The organism is Pseudomonas sp. P1_F7 (assembly GCF_056405655.1).
This window is the reverse complement of sequence record NZ_JBFUBR010000012.1, coordinates 104600-131223: the sequence shown is the minus strand read 5'-3', so window position 1 is coordinate 131223 and position 26624 is coordinate 104600. Positions and strand designations below refer to the sequence as shown.

Genomic DNA, 26624 nt, shown 5'->3' with positions numbered 1-26624 from the left:
CCCTCTCTTATGAAGCTCGCCCCCGCCCAACTCGCCAAACACCTGCAAGGCGCCCTTGCGCCGGTCTACATCATCAGCGGCGATGACCCGCTGTTGTGCCAGGAGGCGGCCGACGCTGTTCGCGCTGCCGCCCGTCAGCAGGGATTCGATGAACGCCAGGTGTTTGCCGCCGACGCCAGTTTCGACTGGGGGACGCTGCTGCAAGCCGGTGCCAGCATGTCGCTGTTCGCCGAAAAGCGCCTGCTGGAACTGCGCTTGCCTTCCGGCAAACCCGGCGACAAAGGTGCCGCCGCGCTTATCGAGTACTGCTCGCGTCCGGCCGATGACACCATACTGCTGATCAGCCTGCCGAAACTCGATGGCAGCGCGCAGAAAACCAAGTGGGGCAAAGCGCTGGTCGAAGGACAGCAAACCCAGTTCGTGCAAATCTGGCCAGTCGATGTCGCCCAGTTACCAAGCTGGATCCGCCAACGTTTGTCCCAGGCCGGGCTTTCCGCCAGCCAGGACGCCGTTGAGCTGATCGCGGCACGAGTCGAGGGCAACTTGCTGGCCGCCGCCCAGGAAATCGAAAAGCTCAAACTGATGGCCGAAGGGGGTCAGATCACCATTGAAACCGTGCAGGCTGCGGTGGCCGACAGTGCGCGCTTCGACGTCTTTGGCCTGACCGATGCGGTGCTCAATGGTGAAGCGGCCCATGCCTTGCGCATGCTCGAAGGGTTACGCGGTGAAGGCGTCGAGCCGCCGGTGATTCTCTGGGCCCTGGCCCGGGAGTTGCGCCTGCTGGCCAATATTTCGCTGCAATACAGCCAGGGGACGCCGCTGGACAAGGCCTTCAGTCAGGCCAAACCTCCGGTCTGGGACAAACGTAAACCGTTGGTGAGCAAAGCCCTGCAACGCTACTCGGCCCAACGCTGGGCGCAACTGCTGCTCGAAGCGCAGCGCATCGACGCCCAGATCAAGGGCCAGGCAGCCGGTTCGCCATGGATGAGCTTGAGCCGGTTGACGTTGTTGATGGCCGGGCAGCGTCTGACATTGCCCGCTGAATAGCCCCCTCGCCACAGAAACCACATCGCTATCAAGATCAATGGAAGGTCCTACACAATGTAGGGACTAGACATCCCCTCAACTTCGGCCGATGATTTGCCCCGCAAAAACCACTCACTTGCGAGGCATCATCATGAGCAAAAAGCCATCAACGCATGGCCCCAACAAGGCCAAATCCATCATCGCCCAGCCATTGTTCCGCAGCCGCCAGGAACGCCCCGCCAAGGGCAAAGGCAGTTACCGCCGCGAAGCCTTCCAGTCTGACAGCTGGGAGGCTTCTTACTTTCTGGCGGCCTGAAAGGCAAGCATCCGCTCAACATGTTAAGGTCTGCACCTGATCCGTATTCCCTGGACCCGTGCATGCCCTTTTGTCTTTCCCGTCGTTGGCACTTGCGCCAATTGATCGCTGCCTCCAGCCTTGTTTTGCTAGTCGCCTGTGCGGAAAAACCGACCGCAGCCGACGCTCAGCCGCTTCAGACTCTTCCTGTCGCCACCGCCCCGGCGGTTGTTCCGCCTGTGGTTCCGACCGGTGAGAACCTCGACATCCAGCCAACCCAGACCTTTGCCGAATGGCAGGCAAGCTTCCGAAAGGATGCCCTGGCCGCCGGTATCCGCGCCGATCTGTTCGATCGCGCCTTCGCCAATGTCAGCTTCGACCCCAGCGTGATTCGTGCCGATCGCAGCCAACCGGAATTCGCAAAACCGGTGTGGGAATACCTCGACGGCGCCTTGTCGCCGCTGCGGGTACGCAAAGGCCAGTCGCTGATCAACCAGTACGCCGACATCCTGCAAAGCATCGAGCAGCGTTACGGCGTCGATCGTCAGGCTCTGGTGGCCGTGTGGGGAATGGAAAGCAACTTTGGCCAGTTCCAGGGCAGCAAGTCGGTGATCAACTCGCTGGCGACCCTGGCCTACGAAGGGCGTCGCCCCGGTTTCGCCCACGCGCAATTGATTGCCGCCCTGCAAATCCTGCAACAAGGCGATATCGAACCCGAGAAGATGCTCGGATCCTGGGCCGGTGCCATGGGCCAGACCCAGTTCATCCCGACCACCTACAACACCCATGCCGTGGACTTCGATGGTGACGGACGCCGCGATATCTGGGGCAGCTCGGCCGACGCCCTGGCCTCGACCGCGCATTACCTGCAAAGCTCAGGCTGGCAGAGAGGCCAGCCGTGGGGCTTTGAAGTCCAGCTGCCGAGCGGGTTCAACTACGTGCTGGCCGATGGCACGATTCGCAAGAGCGTCGCCGAATGGCGGCAACTGGGCATTACCCTGCCCAACGGTGGCCAGGTCCCGGCCGGCTCCGAGCAATTGTCCGCAGCCCTGTTGCTGCCGGCCGGTTACCGTGGCCCGGCGTTCCTCGTGCTCGATAACTTCCGGGCAATCCTCAAGTACAACAACTCGTCTTCATACGCCCTGGGGGTGAGCCTGTTGTCCGAACGCTTCAATGGCGCAGGCCTGATCAGCGGCACGTGGCCAAAGGATGATCTGCCACTGAGCCGTACCGAGCGGATTGAATTGCAAAACCTGCTGAGCACACAAAACTACGATGCCGGCACCGCCGACGGGATCATCGGCGCCAACACCCGCAAGGCGATCCGCAGCGCCCAGCAGTCGTTTGGCTGGCCGGCGGATGGCTATCCGACGCACAAGTTGCTGGAAGGGTTGCGTAACCGTTAAAAGCAAAAGATATTCGCGACTTACCTGATTACCACATCCTGCTCCAGCATCAATTCCTGATTCCCCGCATCCAGCCTGACCAACGCCCCCATGGGCAGCGTCAGGTTCGGATCGCAATGGCCGCTACGCCACCCGGACAACACCGGAATCTTCAATGGCTCGAAGGTCTGCTTGAGCAACCTGTCCAGCGCTGCCACCTCCACCCCCGCCACATCCCCGACCAACACGCCGCGCAGTTTGTGCAACGTGCCTGCCAGTCGCAGATGGGTCAGCAACCGGTCGATGCGATACAGCGGCTCGTTGATGTCCTCGATAAACAGAATGACACCCTCGGCGTCAATCTCGTAAGGCGTGCCCATGGTCGCGGCGATCATGGCCAGATTGCCACCGAGCAAGCGCCCATTGGCCACGCCAGGCTCGATCGTGGTCAGCGGGTAGGCCACCGGATGAGCCAGTACTGTTCCCGCCCTCACCTGCCCTCGCAGCATGTTGAAGAAGGAAGGCTCCGTAGGTTTTTGCTTGTCACCCAGCAGGTCGGCATTGAGCATCGGACCATGAAAGGTCACGAAGCCGGCATAACGACTTATCGCCAAATGCAGCGCGGTGATGTCGCTGTAGCCGACGAACGGCTTGGCGTTGTCACGCAGCAACTTGAAATCGATACGATCGAGCAGCCGCGGCGTGCCGTAACCGCCGCGCAGGCAGATGATGGCATCCACTTCGCTGTCGGCGAACGCTGCATGCAGGTCGCCAAGTCGCACCTCGTCGCTACCGGCCAGGTAGCCGTTTTTTTCGTAGACCCCGGGAAACACTTTCAGTGAATAACCCCGTGCACGCATCCATTGCACCGCCTTGTCGGTGTCCAGCGGCGCGGGACCGGCGGGTGCGATAACGCCGATCATACCTTCCGACGGCAGTGCCGGGACGGGAGCATGAGGGCAAAGGGTGTGGGTCGGTCGAGCGGTCATCCGTGAATCTCCCTGCGTGAAATCTTCAGCACACAGTAGTCAGGAACGGGGACAAACAGAAGAGGAACCGTTGCCCCGCAGGTTGCAGAAAAAAACAGCCGTTGCCATAGGCCAGGCAAAAAAACGCCCGCAAGGCTGAACACCGTGCGGGCGCCTTTCATTTCATTGCGTCAATCAGGACGACATCAGCTCGGCCTTGACCAGCTTGGCCTGCTCGTCGGCGTGATACGAGGAGCGTACCAACGGACCGGAGGCAACGTTCTTGAAGCCCATCTTGTAGCCTTCCTCGGCGAACCAGGCAAAGGTGTCCGGGTGCACGAAACGCTGCACCGGTAAGTGGCTGCGGGACGGTTGCAGGTACTGGCCCAGGGTCAACATGTCGATGTCGTGCTCGCGCATGCGCTTCATGACTTCGATGACTTCTTCGTCGGTCTCGCCCAGGCCCAGCATCAGGCCGGACTTGGTTGGAATGTGCGGCATCATCTGCTTGAAGCGTTGCAGCAGGGTCAGCGACCACTGGTAGTCCGAACCCGGACGTGCAGCCTTGTACAGGCGCGGCACGGTTTCCAGGTTGTGGTTGAACACATCCGGCGGCTCGGCGGCGGTGATTTCCAGGGCGATGTCCATGCGGCCACGGTAGTCCGGGACCAGGGTCTCGAGCTGCACGTTCGGCGACAGCTTGCGGATTTCACGGATGCAGTCGGCAAAGTGCTGGGCACCGCCGTCACGCAGGTCGTCGCGGTCCACCGAGGTGATCACCACGTACTTCAGACGCAAGTCGGCGATGGCGATGGCCAGGCTTTCCGGCTCATTGACGTCCAGTGGCTTCGGACGGCCGTGGCCGACGTCACAAAACGGGCAACGACGGGTGCAGATGTCACCCATGATCATGAAGGTCGCGGTGCCGCCGGAGAAGCACTCGCCCAGGTTCGGGCAGGAGGCTTCTTCGCACACGCTGTGCAACTTGTGTTTGCGCAGCAGGGCCTTGATGCGGTCGACTTCCGGCGAAACCGGGATGCGGACACGAATCCAGTCCGGCTTCTTCGGCAATTCGGTAGTCGGAATGATCTTCACCGGGATGCGTGCAACCTTTTCGGCGCCGCGCAGCTTGACGCCGGCTTCTACCTTGGGACGCGGGGCCGGGCGCTCGGTGACATCGAGCGTCGGGATCATGGTTTGCACTGCATCAGTAGTCATATCAGTCGATTCCGCCCGTCAGGGTCGTCTGCTCAGCATAGTCGAGGTGTTTGACGAGCTGCGCGCGCAGCCGGGCACTTACCTCGGCAAATTCAATCGATCCTGCGTGATCGCTCAGCTGGGTCATCGCCAGCCCGGCGTAGCCGCAGGGATTAATCCGTCGAAACGGTTCCAGGTTCATGTCCACGTTCAAGGCCAGGCCATGAAAGGAACAGCCGTGGCGGATCCGCAGACCCAGCGAGGCGATTTTCGCCCCGTCGACGTAGACACCCGGTGCATCGGGCTTGGCCACGGCGGTGACGCCGTAACTGGCCAGCAGTTCGATCAGGCATTGCTCCATCCGGCTGACCAGATCGCGCACGCCAAACCCGAGCTTGCGCACGTCCAGCAGCAGATAAGCCACCAGTTGGCCGGGACCGTGGTAGGTCACCTGACCACCGCGGTCGACCTGCACCACCGGAATATCACCGGGAAGCAGCAAATGTTCGGCCTTGCCGGCCTGGCCCTGGGTGAACACCGGAGGATGCTCAACCAGCCAGATCTCGTCGGCGGCATCACTGCCGCGTTCATTGGTGAAGCGTTGCATGGCATGCCAGACCGGCTCGTAAGCCATCTGGCCGAGCTCGCGAAAGCCCAGCGTGCCAGCCATCACAGCACCATGTGCACGAAACCGGTGGCCCGCAGTTCGCTGTTGATGTTGTACAGCTGGTCCTGGTCGGTCGCGACGATGTGCAACTGAATGGTGGTGTATTTGCCGTTGCTGCTCTGGCGCTCGTCAACACGCTCATCGTTGATCTTGGCGTGCTTCTCGACGATCTTGATGATCTTGTCCTTGTTGCCCACACCGGTATCGCTGATTACCTTAACGGGATAGTCAGTGACCGGGAATTCGATCTTTGGCGCCTTTACTTCGGTATCGGTCATGGCGTAACGGCCTCGTAAGCGTAAGCCGTGGCGACGGGCATGACCCCACGCTGGATCAGCGCGGGGCCATGCAGGTGCACACTAAATTCAGTTGAACAAGCCGTAGAAGAATAGACGGATGCTATCCCACATGCGGCGGAAGATACCACCTTCCTCGACAGCGTCCAGAGCGATCAGATCAGCGCTGTGCACGACCTTGTCGTCCAGTTTCACTTCGACTTTACCGATCACGTCGCCCTTGGCGATTGGCGCGATCAGTTGCGGGTTCATGGTCATGCTGGCAGCGAGCTTTTTCAGCTGGCCTTTCGGCAGGGTCATGGTCAAGTCTTCAGCCAGGCCGGCCTTGACTTGATTGGTGGAGCCTTTCCAGACAGGTGCCTGGGCCAGTTCGGCGCCCTTCTGATAGAAGGTCTGGGTTTCGAAGAAGCGGAAACCGTAGGTCAGCAGTTTCTGGGTTTCTGCGGCACGAGCCACTTCGCTGTTGGTGCCGAACACCACGGCGATCAGGCGCATGCCATCACGCACGGCCGAAGACACCATGCAGTAGCCGGCTTCGTCGGTGTGGCCGGTTTTCAGGCCGTCGACGGTCTTGTCGCGCCACAGCAGCAGGTTGCGGTTGGGTTGCTTGATGCCGTTCCAGAAGAACTCTTTCTGCGAGTAGATCGCGTAGTGAGCCGGGTCTTCGTGGATGATCGCGCGGGCCAGCACAGCCATGTCGTGAGCCGACGAATAGTGCTCAGGGTTCGGCAGGCCGGTCGGGTTCATGAAGTGGGTGTTGGTCATGCCCAGGTCGGCGACGGTCTTGTTCATCAGGTCGGCGAAGGCGTCTTCGCTGCCGGCGATGTGCTCGGAGAGCGCGACGCTGGCGTCGTTGCCCGACTGGATGATGATGCCGTGCAGCAGGTCGCTGACGGTGACCTGCGAGCCGACCTTGATGAACATCCGCGAACCGCCGGTACGCCAGGCGTTTTCGCTGACGGTCACCGGATCGTTTTCGCCGATCTGGCCACGACGGATTTCCAGGGTCGCGATGTACGCGGTCATCAGCTTGGTCAGGCTGGCCGGCGGCAGACGCTGGTCACCGTTGTTCTCGACCAGCACGTTGCCGCTGCTGGCATCCATGAGCACATAGGCCTTGGCGGCCAGTTGCGGTGGCGACGGCATCATCTCGACCGCGAACGCGGCAGGTGAGAGGAGCAGCGGGACTAGCAGGAACAGGCGTTTGGCAAAGGTGGTGATGTTCATCCGTCTCTCGAAATCGCTAATGGAAACTGCCCGAAGGCAAAACTAATCAAATGACTTTCTAACGAGTCATCGTGTGTTCAGTTGCAAACTCCAGTCACCCTTTGCCGGGCTTTTATTCTTTAACGAGTCAACAACCTGGTCCGCCCCCAATGGCAAGCGAACCGTCAATCAAGTTCTACGTATTGCTCAAAGTCTTACTCAGTCACAACACTTGGCGAACCCAGGTTGGCCAGGCGCACGCTATTCTGCACCTGCTGGATTTCACCCGGCGATCCAATCGGGCCCAGGCGAACCCGGTGCAGGGTCTGCTGATTGCGCACGATCGAACTGATGAACACCGGAGCGCTCACCATCCCGCTGAGCTTCGATCTCAGGAGTTCTGCAGCGTCCGGGTTGGCGAACGCGCCCACCTGCAGATACTGGCCAGAGGCTGGTACAGAAGCGTTTTTTTTTGCATCAAGCTGTACAGGCACCACCGCGGCCGCGTGCTGCTGCGGCGGCGGCGTCCATTGCTCGACGGTGCCGGCCGAAGCCGTGATCACCGGGGCGCTATTCTGCGCGACTTGCGGCTCGTTGAGCATCAAAGGCGCCGGACGGCCTTTGGCGGCCCAGTACGCCTGTGGATCAATGCCTTCGACCTTGACACGCGCAGTGCCGATTTCGGCATAACCGAGCTTCTTGGCGGCTGCGTAGGACAAGTCGATGATCCGGTCCGAATAGAACGGTCCGCGGTCGTTGACTCGCAGGATCACACTCTTGTTGTTGTCCAGGTTGGTCACCCGAACGTAACTCGGCAGTGGCAATGTCTTGTGCGCGGCACTCATGCCGTACAGGTCATACACTTCACCGTTGGCGGTGTTCTGACCGTGGAACTTGGTGCCGTACCAGGACGCCGTGCCCGAAGCCGCGTAGGTCTTGGATTCTTGCAGCGGGAAATAGGTTTTGCCCAATACCGAGTACGGGCTGGCCTTGTATGGGCCAGTGTGCAGGGTCGGCGTGGCGTCCGGGATGCGCGAAACATCGACATCCCACCACGGTGCGCCATCCTTGTGGGCGCGATTGATGTCCAGCCCCGGCGTCGAGCGCACGGCGGTGGTGGATTTCTGGGCCGGCGCACGGCTGGTCGAACAACTGGCGACCAGCACTGCCAACGCGGCAAATGCCATCAGCTTCAGGGGTTTATTGATAGGCAATGCCCGCATTACTTGACGCCCCGTGCTTGGACCAGCTGCTCAGACAGTTGATGTACGGCCATGGCGTACATCACGCTGCGGTTATAACGCGTGATCGCGTAAAAATTCTTCAGGCCCATCCAGTACTCGGGGCCATTGTCGCCTTCCAGGCGGAAAGCAGTAACCGGCATATCATCGCGCAGCGCATCATGACTTGACCACCCCAGGGCTCGCAACTCCCCGACGGTTTTCGTCGGTTCGATTCCTGAGGTCAAACCCTCGTCGACCTGATCGCCACGGACATCGGCAGAGCTGACTACCGGTTCGCCAGCGACCCAGCCATGACGCTTGAAGTAACTGGCGACACTGCCAATGGCATCGTCCGGGTTGGTCCAGATGTTGATATGGCCATCACCGTCGAAATCCACCGCATAGGCGCGGAAACTGCTCGGCATGAACTGCGGCAAGCCCATTGCGCCAGCGTAGGAGCCTTTGAGCGTCAACGGATCGACCTGTTCTTCGCGAGCCAGCAGCAGGAACTCACGCAATTCCTTGCGGAAAAACTCGGCACGGGGAGGATAGTCGAAACCCAGGGTCGACAAGGCATCGATCACCCGGAAATTTCCGGTATTACGGCCAAAAAAGGTTTCAACGCCGATGATCGAGACAATCACCTGGGCCGGCACACCGTATTCCTGCTCGGCACGGGCCAACACCGCTTCGTGCTGACGCCAGAAATCCACACCCCGGGCTATGCGCGCATCGGTGATGAACATCGGACGATATTCGTTCCACTGCTTGACCCGCTCGGCGGGTTTCGAGATGGCGTCCAGAATCGACTGCTTGCGCTCGGCTTCGCGGAACACGCCCATCAATTGTTCACCGGCGAAACCGTAGTCGCGGGTCATTTCACCGACGAATTCGGCCACCTGGGGTGAGCCCTCGTAGTCGCCGGCCAACGCTTCCTGCACGGTGCCAAGGATGCTTACCAGGCCGACCCATGGCGCGTATCGAGTCGCCCAGCCACGCATTACTTGCATTGAAAATCTCACCTTATTCAAACCTGCGCGATCCACTTGCGATGGGTATGGATCGACATCAAAACCCCAAACGCTGACAGCAGCGTCACCAGCGAAGTTCCTCCGTAGCTAATGAACGGCAACGGCACCCCTACCACCGGCAACAGGCCACTGACCATACCGATGTTGACGAAAACATAAACAAAAAACGTCATGGTCAGGCTGCCCGCGAGCAACTTGCCGAACAATGTCTGCGCCTGGGCGGTAATCACCAGGCCGCGGCCGATCAACAGCAGGTAGATCAGCAACAGCGCGCAGATCCCCACCAGGCCGAACTCTTCACCCAATACGGCAATAATGAAGTCGGTATGGCTTTCCGGCAGGAAGTCCAGGTGCGACTGGGTGCCCAGCAACCACCCCTTGCCGAACACACCGCCGGAGCCGATGGCGGCCTTGGACTGGATGATGTTCCAGCCAGTACCGAGCGGATCGCTCTCCGGGTCGAGGAACGTCAGAATCCGCTGCTTCTGGTAGTCGTGCATGATGAAGAACCACATGGCAACCGCCACGGGCACGGCGGCGGCCAGCACGCTGAGGATCCAGCGCCAGCGCAAGCCACCCATGAACAGCACGAAAGCGCCACCGGCCAGGATCAGCAGCGAAGTGCCAAGGTCCGGTTGACGCACGATCAGAATGAATGGCACGCCGATCAGCATCAGACTGACGCCCACGTGCTTGAGTTGGGGCGGCAAGGTGCGTTTGGACAAGTACCAGGCAATCGTTGCCGGCATCAGGATCTTCATGAATTCCGAGGGCTGGAAGCGGACCACGCCGGGAATGTTGATCCAGCGGGTGGCACCCATGGCGTTGTGGCCCATGATGTCCACCACCAGCAACAGCATTACCCCGACCACGTAGCCCAGCGGCACCCAGCGCGCCATGAATCTCGGCTCGAACTGGGCGATGACAATCATCGACACCAGGCCGATGCCGAACGAAGTGGCTTGCTTGCCCAGCAGATCCCAGCTTTTGCCACTGGCCGAATACAACACGAACAGGCTGCCGGCGGCGAGGGTCAGCAGCAGGATCAGCAGTGGGCCGTCAATGTGCAGGCGTTGCAGCAGCGTCGCACGGCGACGCATCACATCCTCACTGGAGAGCATGCGATCGAAGTTATTCATCACGGGCGGTGGCCTCTGCACTGATAGGGCTGGCGTATTCGGGCTTCAACCGACCGTCCTGGTCCAGGAGCCAGGCGTCCATGACCTGACGCACCACCGGCGCGGCGACGCCGGAGCCGGACTCGCCGTTCTCGACCATCACCGACACCACGATTTTCGGGTCGTCGGCCGGCGCGAAGCCGACGAACAAGGCGTGGTCACGGTGACGTTCCTGGACCTTGGAACGGTCGTACTTTTCACCCTGCTTGATCGCGACCACCTGGGCCGTACCCGACTTGCCGGCGATGCGGTATTGCGCGCCGATCGAAGCCTTGCGCGCCGTACCACGGGCACCGTGCATAACCTGCTGCATGCCGTGGTTGACCTTGGTCCAGTCCGACGGGTCGCGCAGGATGATGTCCGGCATAGGGTTCTGATCCACCGGTTTCTCGCCTTCGATGGTCTTGGCCAGGTGTGGACGGTTCCAGATGCCTTTGTTGGCCACCAGCGCCGTGGCCTGGGCCAGCTGCAGGGGGGTCGACTGCATGTAGCCCTGACCGATCCCGAGAATCAGCGTTTCGCCCGGGAACCATGCCTGCCGGCGGGTCGCACGCTTCCATTCGCGGGTCGGCATCAGACCCGGCGACTCCTCGAACATGTCCAGGGAAACCTTCTGACCGATACCGAACTTGGACAGGTACGACGACAACCGATCGATCCCTAGCTTGTGGGCAAGGTCATAGAAGTAGGTGTCGTTGGAACGCATGATCGCCGTGTCGAGGTCGACAAATCCATCGCCGGTGCGGTTCCAGTTGCGGTACTTGTGATCGTAGTTGGGCAGCATGTAGTAGCCAGGGTCGAACACCCGGGTCGAGGCAGTCACCACGCCCGAATCCAGACCGGCAATCGCCACAGCAGGCTTGATGGTCGAGCCCGGCGGGTACAGACCGCGCAGTACGCGGTTGAACAGCGGCCGGTCGATGGAGTCGCGCAGCTCGGAATAGGCCTTGGAGCTGATGCCGGTGACGAACAGGTTCGGGTCGAAACTCGGCTGGCTGACCATCGCCAGCACTTCACCTGTTTTCGGGTCCAGCGCTACCACCGCGCCACGACGACCACCGAGCGCAGCTTCGGCGGCTTCCTGCAATTTGATGTCCAGGCTCAGGACGATGTCTTTGCCGGAAACCGGTTCGGTGCGCTTGAGCACCCGCAATACACGGCCCCGAGCGTTGGTCTCGACCTCCTCGTAACCCACCTGACCATGCAGCTCCGGCTCATAGAAGCGCTCGATGCCGGTTTTGCCGATTTGATGGGTGCCGCTATAACTGACCGGGTCCAGCGATTTGAGCTCTTTCTCGTTGATCCGCCCCATGTAACCCACCGAGTGCGCAAAGTGCGCACCCTGGGGATAGTGACGAACCAGTTGCGCGACCACTTCCACGCCCGGCAGGCGGAACTGGTTCACGGCGATGCGGGCAATCTGCTCTTCGGTCAGCTCAAACAGGATCGGCACCGGCTCGAACGGCCGGCGCCCCTGACGCATGCGCTTCTCGAAGATCACCCGGTCCTCGGGCGTCAGCTCCAGCACTTCGACGATCACGTCGAGCACCTGCTGCCAGTCGCCGGACCGCTCGCGGGTCATGCTCAGGCTGAAGCTGGGCCGGTTGTCGGCAATCACCACGCCATTGCGGTCGAAAATCAGCCCACGAGTGGGTGGAATCGGCTGCACATGAACGCGGTTGTTTTCCGACAGGGTCGAGTGGTACTCGTACTGGATCACTTGCAAGAAATACAGGCGCGCGATCAGTACGCAGATCAGCGCCACCACGGCGATTGCCCCGAACACGACGCGGCCACGCACCAGACGGGCGTCTTTTTCGTGGTCCTTGATGCGGATCGGCTGGGACATGAGGGCAGAACTACTTGTGGTAAGGGTGACCGGACAGCACGGTCCAGGCACGGTACAACTGTTCGCCGATCAGAATCCGCACCAGCGGGTGCGGCAAGGTCAGCGGCGACAACGACCAGCGCTGGTCAGCCCGGGCACAGACTTCCGGCGCCAGCCCTTCGGGGCCGCCGACCATGAAGTTGACGGTGCGCGAATCCAGCCGCCAGCGATCGAGCTCGACCGCCAGTTGCTCGGTGCTCCAGGGCTTGCCATGGACTTCGAGTGTGACAATCCGCTCGTTCGGCCCGACCTTGGCCAGCATGGCTTCGCCTTCCTGGCGGATGAAACGGGCCACGTCGGCGTTCTTGCCACGGGTATTAAGCGGTATTTCCACCAGTTCCAGCGCCAGCTCGGACGGAAGACGCTTGGCATATTCATGCCAGCCTTCTTCCACCCATTTGGGCATGCGTGAACCGACGGCGATCAGTCGCAGTCGCACAGCGGTCCCTTATTCCTGGTCTTTGTTGAGCTTGTTGAAATGCTCGTGACCAACTTCAGGGCTGTGGTGTTTGCCATCGGCGGCACGGCTCTGCTCGGCACCTTTCCACAGGCGCTCCAGGTCGTAGAACTGACGAGCGTTGGAGGTCATCATGTGGACGATCACGTCGTCCATGTCCAGGAGAACCCAGTCGCTGTCGCCCTTGCCTTCTTCACCCAGCGGCTTGATACCCAGGGCTTTGACGGCCTCGCGAACCTTGTCCAGCATCGCGCCGATCTGGCGGTTGGAGGTACCGGTGGCGATGATCATGTAGTCAGTGATGCTCTGCTTGTCGCGAACATCAATCACCAGCACGTCCTGGGCCTTGACGTCTTCCAGGGCGGCTACGGCGATCTTGACCAGCTCGTCGCCTTTAGGAGGCTCGGCAGCGAGGACCTTCTCAGGCAGCGGGGCACTCTTGAACGTGCCTTTGCGCTTAACTTTGTTTACGTCGTTGTTCGTCATATAAAACTCGTTTTGCTCGTATGTTCGGGCGCTTCAATACACGTTGTTGCCACGTGCCTTGAGGCACTCCTATTCAGTTCGACGCACGGTAGAGTCCGTGCGCATCGATGTAGGCCAGGACCGCGTCGGGCACCAGGAAACGTACCGACTTACCGCTGGCCAGCAGTTGACGGATCTGGGTGGCGGATACCGCGAGCGGTGTCTGCCAGACGAATGCAATCTGTCCGCTCGGCCCTTTGAGGGCCAGCGGGTCGCTCACCGAGCGCGCCGCCAGCAGGTTGCGCAAGGCATCCGGCGGTTCGCTGTCGGCATCCGGGCGTTGCAACACCAGGATATGGCAATGCTGGAGCAACTCTTCCCAGCGGTGCCAAGTGGGCAGGCCGCAAAAAGCGTCCCAGCCCAAAAGCAGAAAAACCTGGTCATCTGCGGCCAGTTCGGCGCGCATCAGCTCCAGGGTATCAATGGTGTAGGACGGTTTGTCCCGCTGCAATTCGCGGGCGTCCACCACCAACGGCGCCACACCGGCCACCGCACACTCGACCATCGCCAGACGGTCTTTCGCCGACACCTGCGGCTTGTCCCGATGGGGCGGCCTGGCACTGGGTGTCAGACGCAGTTCATCGAGCGCCAGGGTTTCGGCGACCTCCAGCGCACCGCGCAAATGGCCGATGTGCACCGGGTCGAACGTTCCGCCCAGCACGCCAATGCGGCGAGGAGCTGGCTCGCTGACGGCGACCGGGGCTGACGGGTCTAAGTCGCCCAAGTCAGACCGGCTCCTGTCCGCGCAACTGCCCGTCGCCGACCACGATGTACTTCTCGCAGGTCAGCCCTTCGAGGCCCACCGGGCCGCGGGCGTGCAGCTTATCAGTAGAAATGCCGATCTCGGCACCCAATCCGTATTCGAAGCCATCGGCGAAGCACGTCGGGGTATTGATCATCACCGACGAGGAGTCGACTTCAGCCACGAAACGCCGGGTGTCGCCCTGGTGTTCGCTGACAATCGAATCGGTGTGATGGGAACCGTAATGATTGATGTGCTCGATGGCCTGGCCCAGTCCGTCGACCACACGGATCGACAGAATCGCCGCCAGGTATTCGGTGCTCCAGTCTTCTTCGGTAGCGGCCACGACATCGATGATTGCCCGGGTACGCTCGCAACCGCGCAGCTCGACGCCTTTTTCGCGAAACTGTGCCGCCATCGCTGGCAGGAAATCCCTGGCGACGGTTTGATCGACCAGCAGCGTTTCCATGGCACCGCAGATGCCATAACGGTAAGTCTTGGCGTTGAACGCAATGCGCTGGGCCTTGGCCAGATCGGCGTGTTCACTCACGTAAACGTGGCAGATGCCGTCCAGGTGCTTGATCACCGGTACGCGGGCATCACGACTGACGCGTTCGATCAGGCCACGGCCACCGCGCGGCACGATGACATCGACGTATTCAGGCATGGTGATCAGCGCGCCGACGGCAGCGCGATCGGTGGTTTCGACCACTTGCACCACGGCGGCCGGCAGACCGGCCTCGGCCAGACCGCGCTGAATGCAGGCGGCGATGGCTCGATTGGAATGAATCGCCTCGGAACCGCCACGCAGGATGGTCGCGTTACCGGACTTCAGGCACAGGCTCGCGGCATCGATGGTCACGTTCGGCCGCGACTCGTAGATGATTCCGATCACGCCCAGTGGCACGCGCATCTTGCCGACCTGAATACCGGACGGGCGGAAACTCATGTCACGGATCGCGCCGACCGGGTCCGGCAGGGCTGCCACCTGACGCAGGCCGACGATCATGCCGTCGATACGCGCCGGGGTCAGTGCCAGGCGTTCGAGCAGGGCTGGCTCAAGACCATTGGCGCGACCGGCGGCCAAATCCAGCTCATTGGCCGCCGTCAGCTCGGCACGAGCAGCGTCCAGCGCATTGGCGGCGGCCTGCAGGGCGCGGTTTTTCTGCGCGGTGCTGGCACGGCCGATCACGCGGGAAGCTTCGCGGGCAGCGCAACCCAGGCGGGTCATGTAGTCAAGAACGGACTCAGTCATGGTCTGGCGTGGTCTTTGATTAGGTCTTGGTAAAGAGTAAAGCGGCAGATTATAGCTGTCGCGCCCACCGACTAACAGCGGTGACGGGCGGATGGTCGAAATGGAGGGCAATTTGCCGACGTTCAGCCGGGATTAAGCTGCAAATTGTTATCATCACGACTCAATCAGCCCTGATAAACGTCGTTCATCATGTCCAACCTGACTGTTCGAGCGTCCGCTGCGAGCCTGCCCACGGGCCTTCCGGACGCGTTTTTCGACCGCGACGCGCAAATTCTGGCTCGGGATTTACTGGGTAAAGTCATACGCCATCGGGTCGACGACCTGTGGCTCAGCGCCCGAATCATCGAGACAGAAGCCTATTACTGCGCGGAAAAAGGCAGCCACGCCTCCCTCGGCTACACAGAAAAGCGTAAGGCGTTGTTTCTGGATGGTGGCCACATTTATATGTATTACGCCCGGGGCGGTGATTCGCTGAACTTCAGTGCCCAAGGGCCGGGTAACGCGGTGCTGATCAAATCCGCTTACCCGTGGGTCGATGAATTGAGTGGGCCGGGCAGCCTGGCACAGATGCTATTGAACAATCCCGATGCCCAGGGCCACCCTCGCCCGTCACAAAAACTCTGCGCCGGGCAAACCCTGCTCTGCAAGGCACTGGGCCTGAAAGTGCCGGTGTGGGACGCCAAACGCTTTGACCATGAAGTGCTGCTGGTGGAGCACGTCGGCCAGACGCCCGCCCACATCATCCAGACCACACGCCTGGGCATTCCCCACGGGCGCGATGAACACCTGATGTACCGCTTTGTCGACGCTGCCTACGCGGCTTATTGCACGCGCAACCCGCTAAGACGGGGCCAGGTCGAGGGTCGCGATTATTTTGTGCTGTCCTGACTTATCCGGACTTGAAGTAAAAGTGAGTCTCTGTGGGAGCGGGCTTGCCCGCGAAGGCGGTGTGTCAGGCGACAATAATATCGTCTGGAAGGGCCCATTCGCGGGCAAGCCCGCTCCCACAGGGTTCGGCGCCGTTACGAAAATTTGCGTTTGCCCACCAAGGGCCAATTGAATTCAATGGAGTGGTTTATATGGGCCAATGGCTCGATAGCGTGACCGGCTGGTTGACGGTCAACCCGCAATGGCTGGCGGCGGCAATATTTCTGGTGGCGTTTGTGGAATGCCTGGCGATTGCCGGGCTGATCGTCCCCGGCACGGTTTTACTGTTCACCGTTGCGGTGCTGGCCGGCAGCGGTGCGTTACCGCTGAGTGAAACCTTGCTGCTGGGCTTCCTCGCCGGTGTGTTGGGCGACGTGGTTTCGTATTTCCTTGGACGGCACTTTCATCAGAACATCCGACGCCTGCCCGGTTTGCGCCATCACCCGGAATGGATTGCCGGGGCCGAGACCTATTTCCAGCGCTATGGCATCGCCAGCCTGCTGGTCGGGCGTTTTATCGGGCCATTACGCCCGATGCTGCCCATGGTCGCCGGCATGTGCGACATGCCCTTCCCACGCTTCATCGCCGTCAGCCTGCTGGCCGGTGCGGGCTGGTCGGTGGCTTATCTGCTGCCTGGCTGGGCTACCGGCGCGGCCATTCGCCTGCCGCTGCCTGAAGGTTTCTGGACTCAGGCCGGGATCGTTGTCGGCAGCATTGCGGTCATGGTGGGGTTGAGCGCGACCAGCAGCTTGCGCCAGCATCGCAGGGCTACAGCGTTGATCGCTGGCATGAGTTTTCTCATTCTGACGGGGTTGTTCATCGGCTATCCGCACCTGAGCGCCCTCGATCAAGGGCTGATGACACTAGTGCAGGAGCATCGCAGTCCGATGCTCGATGAGGTGGCGGTGGTCTTCACGCTGATTGGCGAATTCCGCAACATGCTGTTGTTCAGCGCGCTGCTGACAGGTTTGCTGTTGCTGATGCGCCAATGGCGCCCGGCGATTTTCGCCGGAAGCACCCTGCTCTGCACGGCATTGGCGAACACCGCGACCAAACAGTTCTTTGCCCGCATGCGCCCCGAAGTGCTGAGCGATCCGCTGAACAGCTACAGCATGCCCAGCGGCCACGCGTCTGGCTCTTTTGCGCTGTTTCTGACCCTCGCCGTACTGGCCGGCCGCGGACAGCCGCCGCGGATGCGCCTGACCTGGTTGCTGGTGGCCTGTTTGCCGGCCATGGCGATTGCCTTGTCGCGGGTGTATCTCGGCGCTCACTGGCCGACCGATGTCATGGCCGGCGCAATGCTGGCGGCATGTGTCTGTGCGGCCAGCCTGTGGTTGATCCAGCGCAAGGAACCGCTCAACAGCTTGCCACCCAAGGTCTGGTGGCTGGTGTTGCCGGCGTTGCTGGCATTGTTCGGCTTCTTCGTGTTGCGGCATTTACCGCATACGATGTTGCGGTATGCGTACTAGATAAAGCAAAAGATCCCAGCCCTCAGTCGCACCTACATGAATGGGGTGTTCGCCCTGTAGAAGCTGCCAAAGGCTGTGACCTTTTCAATAATGCCAGGCAAACAACTTCTCGGCGATTCACCCAATCACAGCAGGTCAATCAAGAATCGCCTTGAAGTTAAGCAACAGCGCACCCCGACAACTTATATTAAACTTTAGCCCCCGAACGGGAAACTTGGTAAATCTGATTCTTCAACGCCACGATATTTCGCAATGGCTATATCGGCTTGATTGGAAACTTTCCCAGCGACGACGACATAGTCTTCCAGCTTCCAACGAACTTCCGTGGAGAATTTTATCATCGCCTCCCCCACATAATCATCCCAGAGCTGCTGCTCAAATCTATCGCGGCCGGCATTCAATCCCGAACGTCGCACCAGGATCAACGCATTCGCCGCATTCGCTGCCGAGTCCGCCGCGAACTCAACTTCGGCCTGCGGTGCATTTGCGAAAACATACCGGACCATAATCCGGGAAAAGCACAGCGCCCACAACGTACGCTCATCGCCACTTAAATCTTTCATAAAATAATCCTTTATATATGTAATGCCTGCCTCATGCAGACGAAGCAAATATAATCACTTAAACTTTACCGATCAATACAAACCACTCTCCAAACTTATTAAAATTCAATACAAAGACCCACCAAGCGAACTGACCGCCACCTGAATAACCAACTAATAAATTGAAGATCAAACCAAATAACAACACTCAATTGAACAATCGACGACTTACCATTGTTAATCAGGCAAACAACTCCCCCTGCAACCCATCCAACAACGCCTGAGTTGCATCCAGTCGTTGTAGCGGATCATCAAGTTGCAGCAAGTCGATCTTGTCAACTTCGGCAAACGGCAGCAGGTACGCCAACTGATTGGCCAGCGACTGTTGCCCGGTCGCTTCAGTCCCAATTGCACGGTATTGGCTAACACCGCAACCAAACAGCTTTTTGCCCATGAGCGCCAGGAAGTATTGAGCGATCCATTGACCAGTTACAGCCTGCTCAGCGGCCACGCATCGGGTTCTTTTGCGCCGCTCCTTACGCTCGCCGGCCATGGCGATTACCTTGTCGTGGATGTACCTCGGCGCGCACTGACCAACCGATGTCATGGCCGGCGCGATGTTGGCAGCGTGTGTCTGTGTAGCCAGCCTATAGCTGGTTCAGCGAAAGGAGCCGCTCAACGCCCTGCCGCCAAAAGTCTGGTGGCTGGTGTTGCCGGCGCTGGTGGAATTGTTCGGGGTCTTCGTGTTGCGGTATGCGTATCTGGTGGGTGGTTGCACATTGATTCGCCCCACAAAAGCCCCCGGCTCATTAGCCGAGGGCGTCAGTCGCGTGGACTTAGTTCGAGCTCCACTGACGCTTACGCATTTCAAGAATCAATGCGTCAGCCAACTGGCACGCAGTTTCAGCAGTGTCTTCAAAAGACTGACCAGCACTGACATTTTTGAGCAAGTAGCCTACTGCAGCGGCTTCCCAGGCGGAGCGTTCGTGTAAATAGATAGTCATTGTGTTAACTCCTTTTAATGAATTGGCCCACGTCATGTGGACGACCACAAACTAAATAACCCACAGATGTTCAGCAATGCTGGCAAACCTGCTGATGTTTTGCCAAATGCTGCTCAGGCAAACAACTCGCCCTGCAATTCATCCAGCAACGCTTGAATCGCATCCAGTCGTTGCTGCGGATCATCGAGTTGCAGCAGGTCGATCTTGTCCAGTTCAGCGAAGGGCAACAGGTACGCCAACTGATTGGCCAGCGACTGCTGGCCGGTCGCTTCGGTGCCCATGTTCAAGGCTTCAACCATCGGGTGTTCCGCCAGGGCCTTGAGCAATGCCACCAGATCGGCGTCCTCGTCCTGCAGCGGTTGCTCCGGCTCGTCTTCCAGCCACTCGACCTCGGCGACGGTCAGCTGATCTCGTTGCACTTCGGTCCGCAAAACGTGAAAACGCCGACCGCCCTGCACCCGAATCCCCAGCAGACCGTTTTCCTGCTGTTTGAAATCGGTGATCAGCGCTTCGCAGCCCACCAGCGCGTAGCCGGCCGGGGCGATCCCGACCTCTTCACCCTCAAGGATGCACACCACGCCGAATCCGCCGCCCTGCTTCATGCAGCGGCCGATCATGTCCAGATAGCGCGCTTCGAAGATCTGCAAGTCGAGGATGCAACCTGGGAACAGCACTGTGTTCAACGGAAAAAGCGGCAGACTCATAGACATTTCCTTACACCACCATCGACACCGCCAGCGGCAGGAGAACCGCCGTGGCCACACCCATCAGGCTCATCGCCAGCGCCGCGAAGGCGCCGCACTCTTCACTTTCCTGCATCGCCACCGCCGTGCCGACCGCGTGGGCCGTCATGCCCAGTGCCATGCCCCTGGCTTCCGGGCTATGCACGCCGAGGCGGGTCAACAGGGCCGGACCGAAAATCGCCCCGATCACGCCAGTAATCAAGACGAACACCGCTGCCAGCGCCGCGACCCCACCGATCTGTTCAGCCACCAACATAGCGATCGGCGAGGTTACCGACTTCGGCGCCATGGTCATCAGGATCATGTGTTCGGCACCGAACCACCAGCCCAGCAGCACGCCCATGCCCGTGGCCACGACACCACCTATCACCAGCGTAGTAAAAATCGGCCAGAACAACTGCCGAATCCGTCGCAGGTTGAGGTAAAGCGGCACCGCCAGCGCGACAGTGGCCGGGCCGAGCAGGATGCTCAGGATCTCGGTGCTCTTGCGGTACTCGGCGTAGGTCAGGCCGCAGCCCACCAGCACGCCGATCACCAACAACATGGAGACCAGCACCGGTTGCAAAAAGATCCAGCGGGTTTTCTCGAATGCCGCCAGGACGAGTTGATAGGCGCCAAGGGTAATGCCAATGCCGAACAATGGATGATGAATCACTGACGCCCAGGCGCCGTGCCAGTCGAAGATCATTGGCCGTCCTCAGGCTGAGCATGACGCTTGACCATGCGCTGCATCAGCACCCCGGCGAAGGCCATCGAAAGCAGCAGCGACAAGACCAGCGCACCGACAATGGCCCAGAAGTCCGCCGCGATATCGGCGGCATAGACCATCACGCCCACGGCCGGCGGCACCAGCAACAGCGGCAGGTAGCGCAGCAGGCTGCTGGCCGCCAGGTTCAGTGGCTCGCCGACCTGTCCGCGACAGATGAGGTACACCAGCAACAGCAGCAACCCCACAATCGGCCCCGGCAGCACAGGCAAAAACAAATGATTGATCGCCGTGCCGAGCAATTGGAACAGCACCAGCCACGTCAGACCCCGTAGCAACATTGTTGATCTCCCACAAAATCCGTCACCCGCATTGGCCGGGCATTATAAGCATGCTCGTGCTATAGACCGGCATTCGCCAAAAGCATGGTCAGTTGACCGGAGCGTTTGGCCATGTTGATCTAAAGTGGTAAGCCGGGAGGTCAAATCCCCCCAACTCAAAACTATAAAACCGATGAACCCAAGGAGAGTCTCAATGCCCTATGTTCCAGTTGCAGAGCTCAAAGATTATGTCGGCAAGGAGCTTGGACGTTCCGAATGGCTCACCATCGACCAGGACCGCATCAACCTGTTCGCCGAAGCCACAGGAGACTTTCAGTTCATCCATGTCGACCCGGTCAAGGCCGCGCAAACGCCATTTGGCAGCACCATCGCTCACGGCTTTCTGTCGTTATCGCTGATCCCGAAACTGATGGAAGACATCCTCGTCATGCCCGAAGGCTTGAAGATGGTGGTCAACTACGGCCTCGACAGCGTGCGCTTCATTCAGCCGGTCAAGGTCAATTCGAGAGTGCGACTCAAGGTCGACCTGACCGAAGTCACCGAGAAAAAACCCGGCCAATGGCTGCTCAAGGCCACTACCACCCTGGAAATCGAAGGTTCGGACAAGCCGGCGTACATCGCCGAACCCCTGTCCCTGTGCTTCGTATAAACCTTCCGGGATGCGAAGCAGCTCCTGCTGTTTCGCGCCCTCTTGCGGTGCCTCGCCCTATATTAAGGACACATAGCTGCGGCATACTCCCTCGCCTAATTGCCCGGAATCCGCTATGCGCCCACTTGCACTCCTTGCCTTGACCCTGATGCTCACCGCTTGCGGCGACGGCGAATCGCCTTTGGCCCCCGACGCACGCCTGCCCGACGGCGGACGCTATCGCGGTGACCTGGTCAATGGCTTGCTGCAAGGCAAGGGGCGCATCGACTACCCGAACGGCAGCTGGTACGCCGGCGAATTCGACAGGGGTCAGTGGCATGGCCAGGGCGAATGGCATGGCAGCAATGGCGAGGTCTATCGCGGGCAGTTCAATCAGGGTCTGTTCGACGGTCAGGGGGCACTGACCACCAACGCCAGCAGCTACAGCGGCGGCTTCAAAGCCGGCCGGCGCAACGGCGAAGGCACCCTCAAAGAAAACGGCATGAGCTATCGCGGAGAGTTCAAGGCCGATCAATACGCTGGCCTGGGTCGCCTCGAACTCGAAGACGGCAGTTCCTATCAGGGCCAGTTCGCCCACGGCAAACCCAATGGCGAAGGACAGCGCGGTGACGGCAACGGCAATCAGTTCACCGGGCACTTCGTCGACGGCCAACTGGAAGGCAACGGGACTTTCAACAGCGCCGACGGCGATATCTATGTCGGCAGCTTCAAGAACAATCAACTGCACGGTAAAGGCCGCTACGAAAACGCCGACGGCGATGTCTGGCTTGGTCAGTTCAAGGAAGGCTCGTTGAACGGCAAGGGCGAGTTGATCGGCACTGACGGCAGCCATTACATCGGCCAGTTCAATGACTGGCGCTTTTCCGGCCAGGGCAGACTGAACCTGTCTGACGGCAGTTTTTACACCGGCCAGTTCGACAACGACAGTTACCAGGGGCGCGGCACATTGGTGTTGACCGACGGCACCGTGCTCAGCGGCACCTGGATCAACGGCCAGCGCGTACGCGACGCCGAGGGCAAATTATTGCCCGACACTCTGGAGCTCGGCCTGCTGGCCCAGGGGCGCTTGCTCGACACGGCGCTGGCCAACGTTCCATCCTCGACCCCGGCGGTGGAGCTGTATTCGTTGACCCTGGGTGGTGATGGCAAACAAAGCGTGTTTCTGCGCGAATCCGACTACGTCGCCAACATGCTCACCACCCGGTTCGGCACCTTTGGCCAGATCCGCCTGGTGAACCATCGTGATCACCTCGCCGACCGCCCGATGGCGACTCGGGAAAACCTGCGCCGCGCCGCCCTGACACTGGCTGAACGCAGCGGGCCGGAAGACCTGATTTTCATCTACCTGACCAGCCATGGCACCAGCGAACACGAGCTGGTGCTTGACCAGCCACGCATGGAGCTGGCCGATCTGCCAGCCGACGAAATGGCTGCTGTTCTCGCTCCATTGAAAAACCGCGACAAGATCATCGTGATTTCGTCCTGCTACTCCGGCGGTTTCATCCCCGCCCTCAAAGATGAACGGACCCTGATCATGACGGCCTCGCGGGCCGACCGAGTGTCCTTCGGTTGCTCGGAGGAAGCCAACTTCACTTACTTCGGCGATGCATTGTTCGCCCAGGCCCTGAACCAGACCGATGATCTGGAACAAGCCTTCAAACTGGCCAAGGCCACTGTCGCCGAACGTGAGCTGGCAGACGGCTTCGAAGCATCCGAACCACAGATCTGGGCACCAAAAACCGTCCTCTCGCATTGGCAACTACTGCGCAAACAACAGGCACGAAAAGCCCTGCAAAGTGCAGCGATGGAAAGCAAGGATGCAAACAGCAACTAAGCTGAATAGTATCAAGGGGGAAACACTATGTACTTGACGCCTCAGCACGTGCTGCTCGCCGGAGCCACCGGTTTGACCGGTGAACATCTGCTTGATCGCCTGCTTAACGAGCCAACGATTTCGCGGGTATTGGCACCGTCACGCCGGCCTTTGGCCAAGCATCCCCACCTTGACAACCCGGTCGGCGACCCGGCGGTGTTTCTGCCGCAGTTGAACGGCCGTGTCGACATCGCCTACTGCTGCCTGGGCACCACGATCAAGCAGGCTGGCTCGGAACAGGCGTTTCGCGCAGTGGACCTGGACATGGTAGTGGCATTCGCAAAACGTGCCCGGGAGATGGGCGCACGGCACCTGATCGTGATCAGTGCTCTGGGAGCTGATCGGAGATCCTCGATTTTCTACAACCGGGTCAAAGGCGAGATGGAGTACGCATTGCGCGCGCAGGACTGGCCGCAGCTGACTATTTGCCGCCCTTCGCTGTTGCTGGGCGAACGCACCGAACCACGCCTGGGCGAGAAAGTCGCCGGGCCGTTGTCTCGGCTGATCCCTGGCAAATACCATGGTATCGAAGCCTGCCAACTGGCTCGCGCGATGTGGCGTCTGGCGCTGGAAGAGCAGGACGGGGTCAGGATTGTCGAGTCGGATGAGCTGAGGAAGTTGGGCAAGTAATTTTATGGTGCCTGAGCGGGCCTCATCGCGGGCAAGCCCGCTCCCACAGGATTTTGTGTCGTACACAAATTTTGTAATCGCTGAAAAACCTGTGGGAGCGAGCTTGCTCGCGATAGAGCGCGAAGTGCTCTCTTACAATCCACCCGTCGCCTGAAAGCTCACCCCAATCACCGTCAACAACGACAGCGGCAACAGCAGCGTGTCGAGCAACGCACTCGCCGGCAGGTCGACACCCGGATAGCTCGGCGCTTCGGCTCCGAATCGGTCCTTGGCACAACACCCACCGTTCATCGCGTACAAATCCAGACGAGTACCCGAATAGACAATCGGCGCCCCCGGCTTGGCTGCATCGAGGGTGCGCGCCGTCGCGCAACCGGCCAACTGCAGTGCCAGCACAACTACCAGCAGCTTATTCATCGCTGGTCAGATGATGCTCGCCCCAACGCGGCAACATGTCCTGAGGAATATTCAGCAGATTGAGAATCCGTGCGACGACAAAATCGATCAGGTCGTCGATGGTTTGCGGCTGATGATAAAAGCCCGGTGATGCCGGCAGGATTGTCACGCCCATGTTCGACAGCTTGAGCATGTGCTCCAGGTGAATGCTCGAATACGGCGCTTCACGGGGCACAAGAATCAGCTGGCGGCGCTCTTTCAGCGTCACGTCGGCGGCCCGTTCGATCAGGTTGTTGCAGGCACCCGTGGCGATGGCCGACAACGTGCCCGTGGAGCACGGCACCACCACCATCGCCGCTGGCGCGCCGGAGCCCGAAGCCACCGGCGACATCCAGTCTTCCTTGCCGTACACCCGAATCTGCCCGGCGGCAGCACCCGTGTATTCGGTGAGGAACGCCTGCATCATCTGCGGCTTGACCGGCAGCGTGACGTCGGTTTCGGTAGCCATCACCAACTGCGCGGCCTTGGAAATCAGGAAGTGCACTTCACGATCTTCCCGCACCAGGCAGTCGAGCAGGCGCAAACCGTACTGGGCGCCTGAAGCGCCGGTCATCGCCAGGGTGATGCGGTCCGGGCCGTTGTTCATTTGAGCGCCTCGGCCAGTTTTCCGTGCAGGCCGCCGAAGCCGCCATTGCTCATGATGACCACGTGAGTACCGGGTTGGGCCTGGCTCTTCACGCGCTCGATGATGCCTTCCAGGGAATCGCTGACAATCGACGGCACAGTGCACCGCGCCGCAGTGCCGGCCAGGTCCCAACCGAGGTTGGCCGGTGCGTACCAGATCACCTGATCGGCATCGACCACGCTTTCTGGCAATCCGTCACGGTGCGCGCCGAGCTTCATGGAGTTGGAACGAGGCTCGATGATCGCAATCAGCGGTGCATCGCCGATGCGCTTGCGCAGGCCGTCGAGCGTGGTGGCAATGGCAGTCGGGTGGTGAGCGAAGTCGTCATAGATGGTGATGCCACGGACTTCCGCTACTTTCTCCATCCGGCGCTTCACGCTTTTGAAGGCGCTCAACGCGGCGATGCCCATGGACGGCACCACGCCGACGTGGCGTGCGGCAGCCAGGGTCGCCAGGGCGTTGGCGACGTTGTGCTGGCCAGTCATGTCCCACTCGACCACACCTTGGGCGACGCCTTCGAACATCACTTCGAACTTCGAGCCATCGTCACTGAGCAACTTGACCTGCCACTGACCGCCAGCACCGGTGGTTTGCACCGGGGTCCAGCAACCCATCTCGATAACGCGCTGCAACGCCGGCTCAGTGGTTGGATGAATCACCAGGCCTTCGCTCGGGATGGTCCGCACCAAGTGATGGAACTGTCGCTCGATGGCCGGCAGATCCGGGAAGATGTCCGCGTGATCGAATTCGAGATTGTTCAGGATTGCCGTGCGCGGACGGTAATGCACGAACTTGGAGCGCTTGTCGAAGAACGCACTGTCGTACTCGTCGGCTTCGATGACGAAGAACGGCGTATCGCCCAGGCGCGCCGACACCGAGAAGTTTTGTGGCACGCCGCCGATCAGGAAGCCCGGGGCCATGCCCGCGTGCTCCAGCACCCAGGCCAGCATGCTGCTGGTGGTGGTCTTGCCGTGCGTACCGGCAACCGCCAGTACCCAGCGACCTTGCAGCACGTGATCCGCCAGCCATTGCGGGCCGGAGACGTAAGGCAGGCCTTTGTTCAGCACGTACTCCACCGCCGGATTGCCCCGCGACATGGCATTGCCGATCACCACCAGATCAGGCGCCGGGTCGAGTTGCGCCGGGTCGTAGCCTTGAGTCAGCTCGATGCCCTGAGCCTCCAGCTGAGTACTCATCGGCGGATAGACGTTGGCATCGGAGCCCGTCACGTGATGGCCCAGTTCCTTGGCCAGAACCGCCATTGACCCCATGAAAGTGCCGCAGATACCAAGAATATGAATGTGCATAGTCGACCTCGTA

Annotated in this window: 29 protein-coding genes and 2 pseudogenes; 9 read left to right on the top strand and 22 right to left on the bottom strand. The window is 60.2% G+C overall.

What is annotated here, in order from left to right:
- The first annotated feature begins 9 nt into the window (after positions 1-9).
- From holA to AC1D1M_RS18600, 3 genes are all read left to right on the top strand, one after another.
- Complete coding sequence (gene holA, locus AC1D1M_RS18610) at positions 10-1047, top strand: DNA polymerase III subunit delta (protein ID WP_477776762.1); 1038 nt, start codon at positions 10-12, stop codon at positions 1045-1047.
- Positions 1048-1177: 130 nt separating this feature from the next.
- The gene (gene arfA / locus AC1D1M_RS18605) at positions 1178-1342 is read left to right on the top strand and encodes an alternative ribosome rescue factor ArfA (RefSeq protein ID WP_008052393.1); all 165 of its coding nucleotides are present in this window, start codon (positions 1178-1180) and stop codon (positions 1340-1342) included.
- A gap of 62 nt (positions 1343-1404) precedes the next feature.
- On the top strand, positions 1405-2727 hold the full coding sequence (locus AC1D1M_RS18600; RefSeq protein ID WP_477776761.1) for a lytic murein transglycosylase: 1323 nt from the start codon (positions 1405-1407) through the stop codon (positions 2725-2727).
- Positions 2728-2747: 20 nt separating this feature from the next.
- Here the strand turns inward: AC1D1M_RS18600 and AC1D1M_RS18595 are convergent, their stop codons facing one another.
- From AC1D1M_RS18595 to AC1D1M_RS18535, 13 genes are all read right to left on the bottom strand, one after another.
- On the bottom strand, positions 2748-3695 hold the full coding sequence (locus AC1D1M_RS18595) for a S66 peptidase family protein (protein ID WP_477776760.1): 948 nt from the start codon (positions 3693-3695) through the stop codon (positions 2748-2750).
- A 174-nt stretch (positions 3696-3869) separates the two neighbouring features.
- Entirely contained in the window at positions 3870-4868 is a 999-nt protein-coding gene (gene lipA / locus AC1D1M_RS18590) for a lipoyl synthase (RefSeq protein ID WP_162130289.1), read from the bottom strand.
- 25 nt (positions 4869-4893) lie between these two features.
- Positions 4894-5541 carry a lipoyl(octanoyl) transferase LipB gene (gene lipB, locus AC1D1M_RS18585; protein ID WP_477776759.1) on the bottom strand — a complete coding sequence of 216 codons (648 nt, stop codon included), beginning with the start codon at positions 5539-5541 and terminating at the stop codon, positions 4894-4896.
- Positions 5541-5816, bottom strand: a complete 276-nt coding sequence (locus tag AC1D1M_RS18580; RefSeq protein WP_007990615.1) for a DUF493 domain-containing protein — start codon at positions 5814-5816, stop codon at positions 5541-5543. The genes lipB and AC1D1M_RS18580 overlap by 1 nt, the downstream gene beginning before the upstream one ends.
- Positions 5817-5903: 87 nt before the next feature.
- A complete protein-coding gene (locus tag AC1D1M_RS18575; protein WP_108231160.1) occupies positions 5904-7061 on the bottom strand; it encodes a D-alanyl-D-alanine carboxypeptidase family protein in 1158 nt (385 codons plus the stop codon).
- Between the two features lie 194 nt (positions 7062-7255).
- Positions 7256-8263: a septal ring lytic transglycosylase RlpA family protein gene (locus AC1D1M_RS18570; protein ID WP_477776758.1), complete on the bottom strand. Its 1008-nt coding sequence runs from the start codon at positions 8261-8263 to the stop codon at positions 7256-7258.
- Positions 8263-9273 (bottom strand): lytic murein transglycosylase B, encoded by a 1011-nt coding sequence (gene mltB, locus AC1D1M_RS18565; protein WP_477776757.1) that lies wholly within the window; start codon positions 9271-9273, stop codon positions 8263-8265. Before mltB ends, AC1D1M_RS18570 begins: the two co-directional genes overlap by 1 nt.
- Positions 9274-9290: 17 nt before the next feature.
- The gene (gene rodA / locus AC1D1M_RS18560) at positions 9291-10394 is read right to left on the bottom strand and encodes a rod shape-determining protein RodA (RefSeq protein ID WP_477776876.1); all 1104 of its coding nucleotides are present in this window, start codon (positions 10392-10394) and stop codon (positions 9291-9293) included.
- Positions 10395-10425: 31 nt separating this feature from the next.
- Positions 10426-12321: a penicillin-binding protein 2 gene (mrdA, locus tag AC1D1M_RS18555; protein WP_477776756.1), complete on the bottom strand. Its 1896-nt coding sequence runs from the start codon at positions 12319-12321 to the stop codon at positions 10426-10428.
- Between the two features lie 10 nt (positions 12322-12331).
- Positions 12332-12799 (bottom strand): 23S rRNA (pseudouridine(1915)-N(3))-methyltransferase RlmH, encoded by a 468-nt coding sequence (rlmH, locus tag AC1D1M_RS18550; protein WP_003185785.1) that lies wholly within the window; start codon positions 12797-12799, stop codon positions 12332-12334.
- 9 nt (positions 12800-12808) lie between these two features.
- Entirely contained in the window at positions 12809-13303 is a 495-nt protein-coding gene (rsfS, locus tag AC1D1M_RS18545) for a ribosome silencing factor (protein WP_008022922.1), read from the bottom strand.
- 73 nt (positions 13304-13376) lie between these two features.
- Positions 13377-14066 carry a nicotinate-nucleotide adenylyltransferase gene (gene nadD / locus AC1D1M_RS18540; RefSeq protein WP_477776755.1) on the bottom strand — a complete coding sequence of 230 codons (690 nt, stop codon included), beginning with the start codon at positions 14064-14066 and terminating at the stop codon, positions 13377-13379.
- A 1-nt stretch (position 14067) separates the two neighbouring features.
- Positions 14068-15339, bottom strand: a complete 1272-nt coding sequence (locus tag AC1D1M_RS18535; protein WP_477776754.1) for a glutamate-5-semialdehyde dehydrogenase — start codon at positions 15337-15339, stop codon at positions 14068-14070.
- Between the two features lie 189 nt (positions 15340-15528).
- Between AC1D1M_RS18535 and AC1D1M_RS18530 the strand changes: the two genes are divergently transcribed.
- Together AC1D1M_RS18530 and AC1D1M_RS18525 are read left to right on the top strand one after the other, a co-directional pair.
- Positions 15529-16227, top strand: coding sequence for a DNA-3-methyladenine glycosylase (locus AC1D1M_RS18530; protein WP_477776753.1), 699 nt, complete (start codon positions 15529-15531; stop codon positions 16225-16227).
- 191 nt (positions 16228-16418) lie between these two features.
- On the top strand, positions 16419-17735 hold the full coding sequence (locus tag AC1D1M_RS18525; RefSeq protein ID WP_477776752.1) for a bifunctional DedA family/phosphatase PAP2 family protein: 1317 nt from the start codon (positions 16419-16421) through the stop codon (positions 17733-17735).
- 194 nt (positions 17736-17929) lie between these two features.
- Here the strand turns inward: AC1D1M_RS18525 and AC1D1M_RS18520 are convergent, their stop codons facing one another.
- Positions 17930-18298, bottom strand: coding sequence for a hypothetical protein (locus AC1D1M_RS18520; protein ID WP_477776751.1), 369 nt, complete (start codon positions 18296-18298; stop codon positions 17930-17932).
- A gap of 220 nt (positions 18299-18518) precedes the next feature.
- Positions 18519-18686: pseudogene (locus tag AC1D1M_RS18515) on the bottom strand (LON peptidase substrate-binding domain-containing protein); the annotation flags it as partial.
- Here AC1D1M_RS18515 and AC1D1M_RS18510 point away from each other — a divergent pair.
- Positions 18687-19032: pseudogene (locus AC1D1M_RS18510) on the top strand (phosphatase PAP2 family protein); the annotation flags it as partial.
- Positions 19033-19113: 81 nt separating this feature from the next.
- Here AC1D1M_RS18510 and AC1D1M_RS18505 read toward each other — a convergent pair.
- The 4 genes from AC1D1M_RS18505 to AC1D1M_RS18490 form a co-directional block, all read right to left on the bottom strand.
- A complete protein-coding gene (locus AC1D1M_RS18505) occupies positions 19114-19281 on the bottom strand; it encodes a hypothetical protein (protein WP_477776880.1) in 168 nt (55 codons plus the stop codon).
- Positions 19282-19394: 113 nt separating this feature from the next.
- Positions 19395-19985 (bottom strand): LON peptidase substrate-binding domain-containing protein, encoded by a 591-nt coding sequence (locus AC1D1M_RS18500; RefSeq protein WP_477776750.1) that lies wholly within the window; start codon positions 19983-19985, stop codon positions 19395-19397.
- A 10-nt stretch (positions 19986-19995) separates the two neighbouring features.
- Positions 19996-20712 (bottom strand): LrgB family protein, encoded by a 717-nt coding sequence (locus tag AC1D1M_RS18495; protein ID WP_477776749.1) that lies wholly within the window; start codon positions 20710-20712, stop codon positions 19996-19998.
- Positions 20709-21071: a CidA/LrgA family protein gene (locus tag AC1D1M_RS18490; RefSeq protein ID WP_150726950.1), complete on the bottom strand. Its 363-nt coding sequence runs from the start codon at positions 21069-21071 to the stop codon at positions 20709-20711. The genes AC1D1M_RS18495 and AC1D1M_RS18490 overlap by 4 nt, the downstream gene beginning before the upstream one ends.
- 193 nt (positions 21072-21264) lie before the next feature.
- Between AC1D1M_RS18490 and AC1D1M_RS18485 the strand changes: the two genes are divergently transcribed.
- The 3 genes from AC1D1M_RS18485 to AC1D1M_RS18475 all read left to right on the top strand — a co-directional run bounded on the left by AC1D1M_RS18485 (position 21265) and on the right by AC1D1M_RS18475 (position 24223).
- Positions 21265-21720: a MaoC family dehydratase gene (locus tag AC1D1M_RS18485; RefSeq protein ID WP_477776748.1), complete on the top strand. Its 456-nt coding sequence runs from the start codon at positions 21265-21267 to the stop codon at positions 21718-21720.
- Between the two features lie 115 nt (positions 21721-21835).
- On the top strand, positions 21836-23554 hold the full coding sequence (locus AC1D1M_RS18480; protein WP_477776747.1) for a C13 family peptidase: 1719 nt from the start codon (positions 21836-21838) through the stop codon (positions 23552-23554).
- A gap of 27 nt (positions 23555-23581) precedes the next feature.
- Positions 23582-24223 (top strand): oxidoreductase, encoded by a 642-nt coding sequence (locus AC1D1M_RS18475; protein WP_477776746.1) that lies wholly within the window; start codon positions 23582-23584, stop codon positions 24221-24223.
- A gap of 132 nt (positions 24224-24355) precedes the next feature.
- Here AC1D1M_RS18475 and AC1D1M_RS18470 read toward each other — a convergent pair whose 3' ends face one another.
- From AC1D1M_RS18470 to mpl, 3 genes are read right to left on the bottom strand one after another with little or no spacing between them, the layout of a single operon-like run.
- Positions 24356-24640 (bottom strand): YceK/YidQ family lipoprotein, encoded by a 285-nt coding sequence (locus AC1D1M_RS18470; protein WP_477776745.1) that lies wholly within the window; start codon positions 24638-24640, stop codon positions 24356-24358.
- A complete protein-coding gene (gene ubiX / locus AC1D1M_RS18465; protein ID WP_477776744.1) occupies positions 24633-25265 on the bottom strand; it encodes a flavin prenyltransferase UbiX in 633 nt (210 codons plus the stop codon). The genes AC1D1M_RS18470 and ubiX overlap by 8 nt, the downstream gene beginning before the upstream one ends.
- The gene (mpl, locus tag AC1D1M_RS18460; protein WP_477776743.1) at positions 25262-26611 is read right to left on the bottom strand and encodes a UDP-N-acetylmuramate:L-alanyl-gamma-D-glutamyl-meso-diaminopimelate ligase; all 1350 of its coding nucleotides are present in this window, start codon (positions 26609-26611) and stop codon (positions 25262-25264) included. Before mpl ends, ubiX begins: the two co-directional genes overlap by 4 nt.
- Positions 26612-26624 lie beyond the last annotated feature (13 nt).

What these genes read in the sequence shown, in the direction of transcription:
- AC1D1M_RS18535 (WP_477776754.1), bottom strand. Translation starts at nt 15,339, where the DNA reads ATGACTGAGTCCGTTCTTGACTACATGACCCGCCTGGGTTGCGCTGCC.
- AC1D1M_RS18470 (WP_477776745.1), bottom strand. Translation starts at nt 24,640, where the DNA reads ATGAATAAGCTGCTGGTAGTTGTGCTGGCACTGCAGTTGGCCGGTTGC.
- rodA (WP_477776876.1), bottom strand. Translation starts at nt 10,394, where the DNA reads ATGCGTCGCCGTGCGACGCTGCTGCAACGCCTGCACATTGACGGCCCA.
- AC1D1M_RS18520 (WP_477776751.1), bottom strand. Translation starts at nt 18,298, where the DNA reads ATGAAAGATTTAAGTGGCGATGAGCGTACGTTGTGGGCGCTGTGCTTT.
- AC1D1M_RS18570 (WP_477776758.1), bottom strand. Translation starts at nt 8,263, where the DNA reads ATGCGGGCATTGCCTATCAATAAACCCCTGAAGCTGATGGCATTTGCC.
- rsfS (WP_008022922.1), bottom strand. Translation starts at nt 13,303, where the DNA reads ATGACGAACAACGACGTAAACAAAGTTAAGCGCAAAGGCACGTTCAAG.
- AC1D1M_RS18485 (WP_477776748.1), top strand. Translation starts at nt 21,265, where the DNA reads ATGCCCTATGTTCCAGTTGCAGAGCTCAAAGATTATGTCGGCAAGGAG.
- AC1D1M_RS18475 (WP_477776746.1), top strand. Translation starts at nt 23,582, where the DNA reads ATGTACTTGACGCCTCAGCACGTGCTGCTCGCCGGAGCCACCGGTTTG.
- AC1D1M_RS18490 (WP_150726950.1), bottom strand. Translation starts at nt 21,071, where the DNA reads ATGTTGCTACGGGGTCTGACGTGGCTGGTGCTGTTCCAATTGCTCGGC.
- holA (WP_477776762.1), top strand. Translation starts at nt 10, where the DNA reads ATGAAGCTCGCCCCCGCCCAACTCGCCAAACACCTGCAAGGCGCCCTT.
- arfA (WP_008052393.1), top strand. Translation starts at nt 1,178, where the DNA reads ATGAGCAAAAAGCCATCAACGCATGGCCCCAACAAGGCCAAATCCATC.
- AC1D1M_RS18480 (WP_477776747.1), top strand. Translation starts at nt 21,836, where the DNA reads ATGCGCCCACTTGCACTCCTTGCCTTGACCCTGATGCTCACCGCTTGC.
- mrdA (WP_477776756.1), bottom strand. Translation starts at nt 12,321, where the DNA reads ATGTCCCAGCCGATCCGCATCAAGGACCACGAAAAAGACGCCCGTCTG.
- lipA (WP_162130289.1), bottom strand. Translation starts at nt 4,868, where the DNA reads ATGATCCCGACGCTCGATGTCACCGAGCGCCCGGCCCCGCGTCCCAAG.
- mpl (WP_477776743.1), bottom strand. Translation starts at nt 26,611, where the DNA reads ATGCACATTCATATTCTTGGTATCTGCGGCACTTTCATGGGGTCAATG.
- AC1D1M_RS18525 (WP_477776752.1), top strand. Translation starts at nt 16,419, where the DNA reads ATGGGCCAATGGCTCGATAGCGTGACCGGCTGGTTGACGGTCAACCCG.
- AC1D1M_RS18575 (WP_108231160.1), bottom strand. Translation starts at nt 7,061, where the DNA reads ATGAACATCACCACCTTTGCCAAACGCCTGTTCCTGCTAGTCCCGCTG.
- AC1D1M_RS18600 (WP_477776761.1), top strand. Translation starts at nt 1,405, where the DNA reads ATGCCCTTTTGTCTTTCCCGTCGTTGGCACTTGCGCCAATTGATCGCT.
- mltB (WP_477776757.1), bottom strand. Translation starts at nt 9,273, where the DNA reads ATGCAAGTAATGCGTGGCTGGGCGACTCGATACGCGCCATGGGTCGGC.
- AC1D1M_RS18505 (WP_477776880.1), bottom strand. Translation starts at nt 19,281, where the DNA reads ATGACTATCTATTTACACGAACGCTCCGCCTGGGAAGCCGCTGCAGTA.
- AC1D1M_RS18595 (WP_477776760.1), bottom strand. Translation starts at nt 3,695, where the DNA reads ATGACCGCTCGACCGACCCACACCCTTTGCCCTCATGCTCCCGTCCCG.
- lipB (WP_477776759.1), bottom strand. Translation starts at nt 5,541, where the DNA reads ATGGCTGGCACGCTGGGCTTTCGCGAGCTCGGCCAGATGGCTTACGAG.
- ubiX (WP_477776744.1), bottom strand. Translation starts at nt 25,265, where the DNA reads ATGAACAACGGCCCGGACCGCATCACCCTGGCGATGACCGGCGCTTCA.
- AC1D1M_RS18500 (WP_477776750.1), bottom strand. Translation starts at nt 19,985, where the DNA reads ATGAGTCTGCCGCTTTTTCCGTTGAACACAGTGCTGTTCCCAGGTTGC.
- AC1D1M_RS18580 (WP_007990615.1), bottom strand. Translation starts at nt 5,816, where the DNA reads ATGACCGATACCGAAGTAAAGGCGCCAAAGATCGAATTCCCGGTCACT.
- AC1D1M_RS18495 (WP_477776749.1), bottom strand. Translation starts at nt 20,712, where the DNA reads ATGATCTTCGACTGGCACGGCGCCTGGGCGTCAGTGATTCATCATCCA.
- AC1D1M_RS18530 (WP_477776753.1), top strand. Translation starts at nt 15,529, where the DNA reads ATGTCCAACCTGACTGTTCGAGCGTCCGCTGCGAGCCTGCCCACGGGC.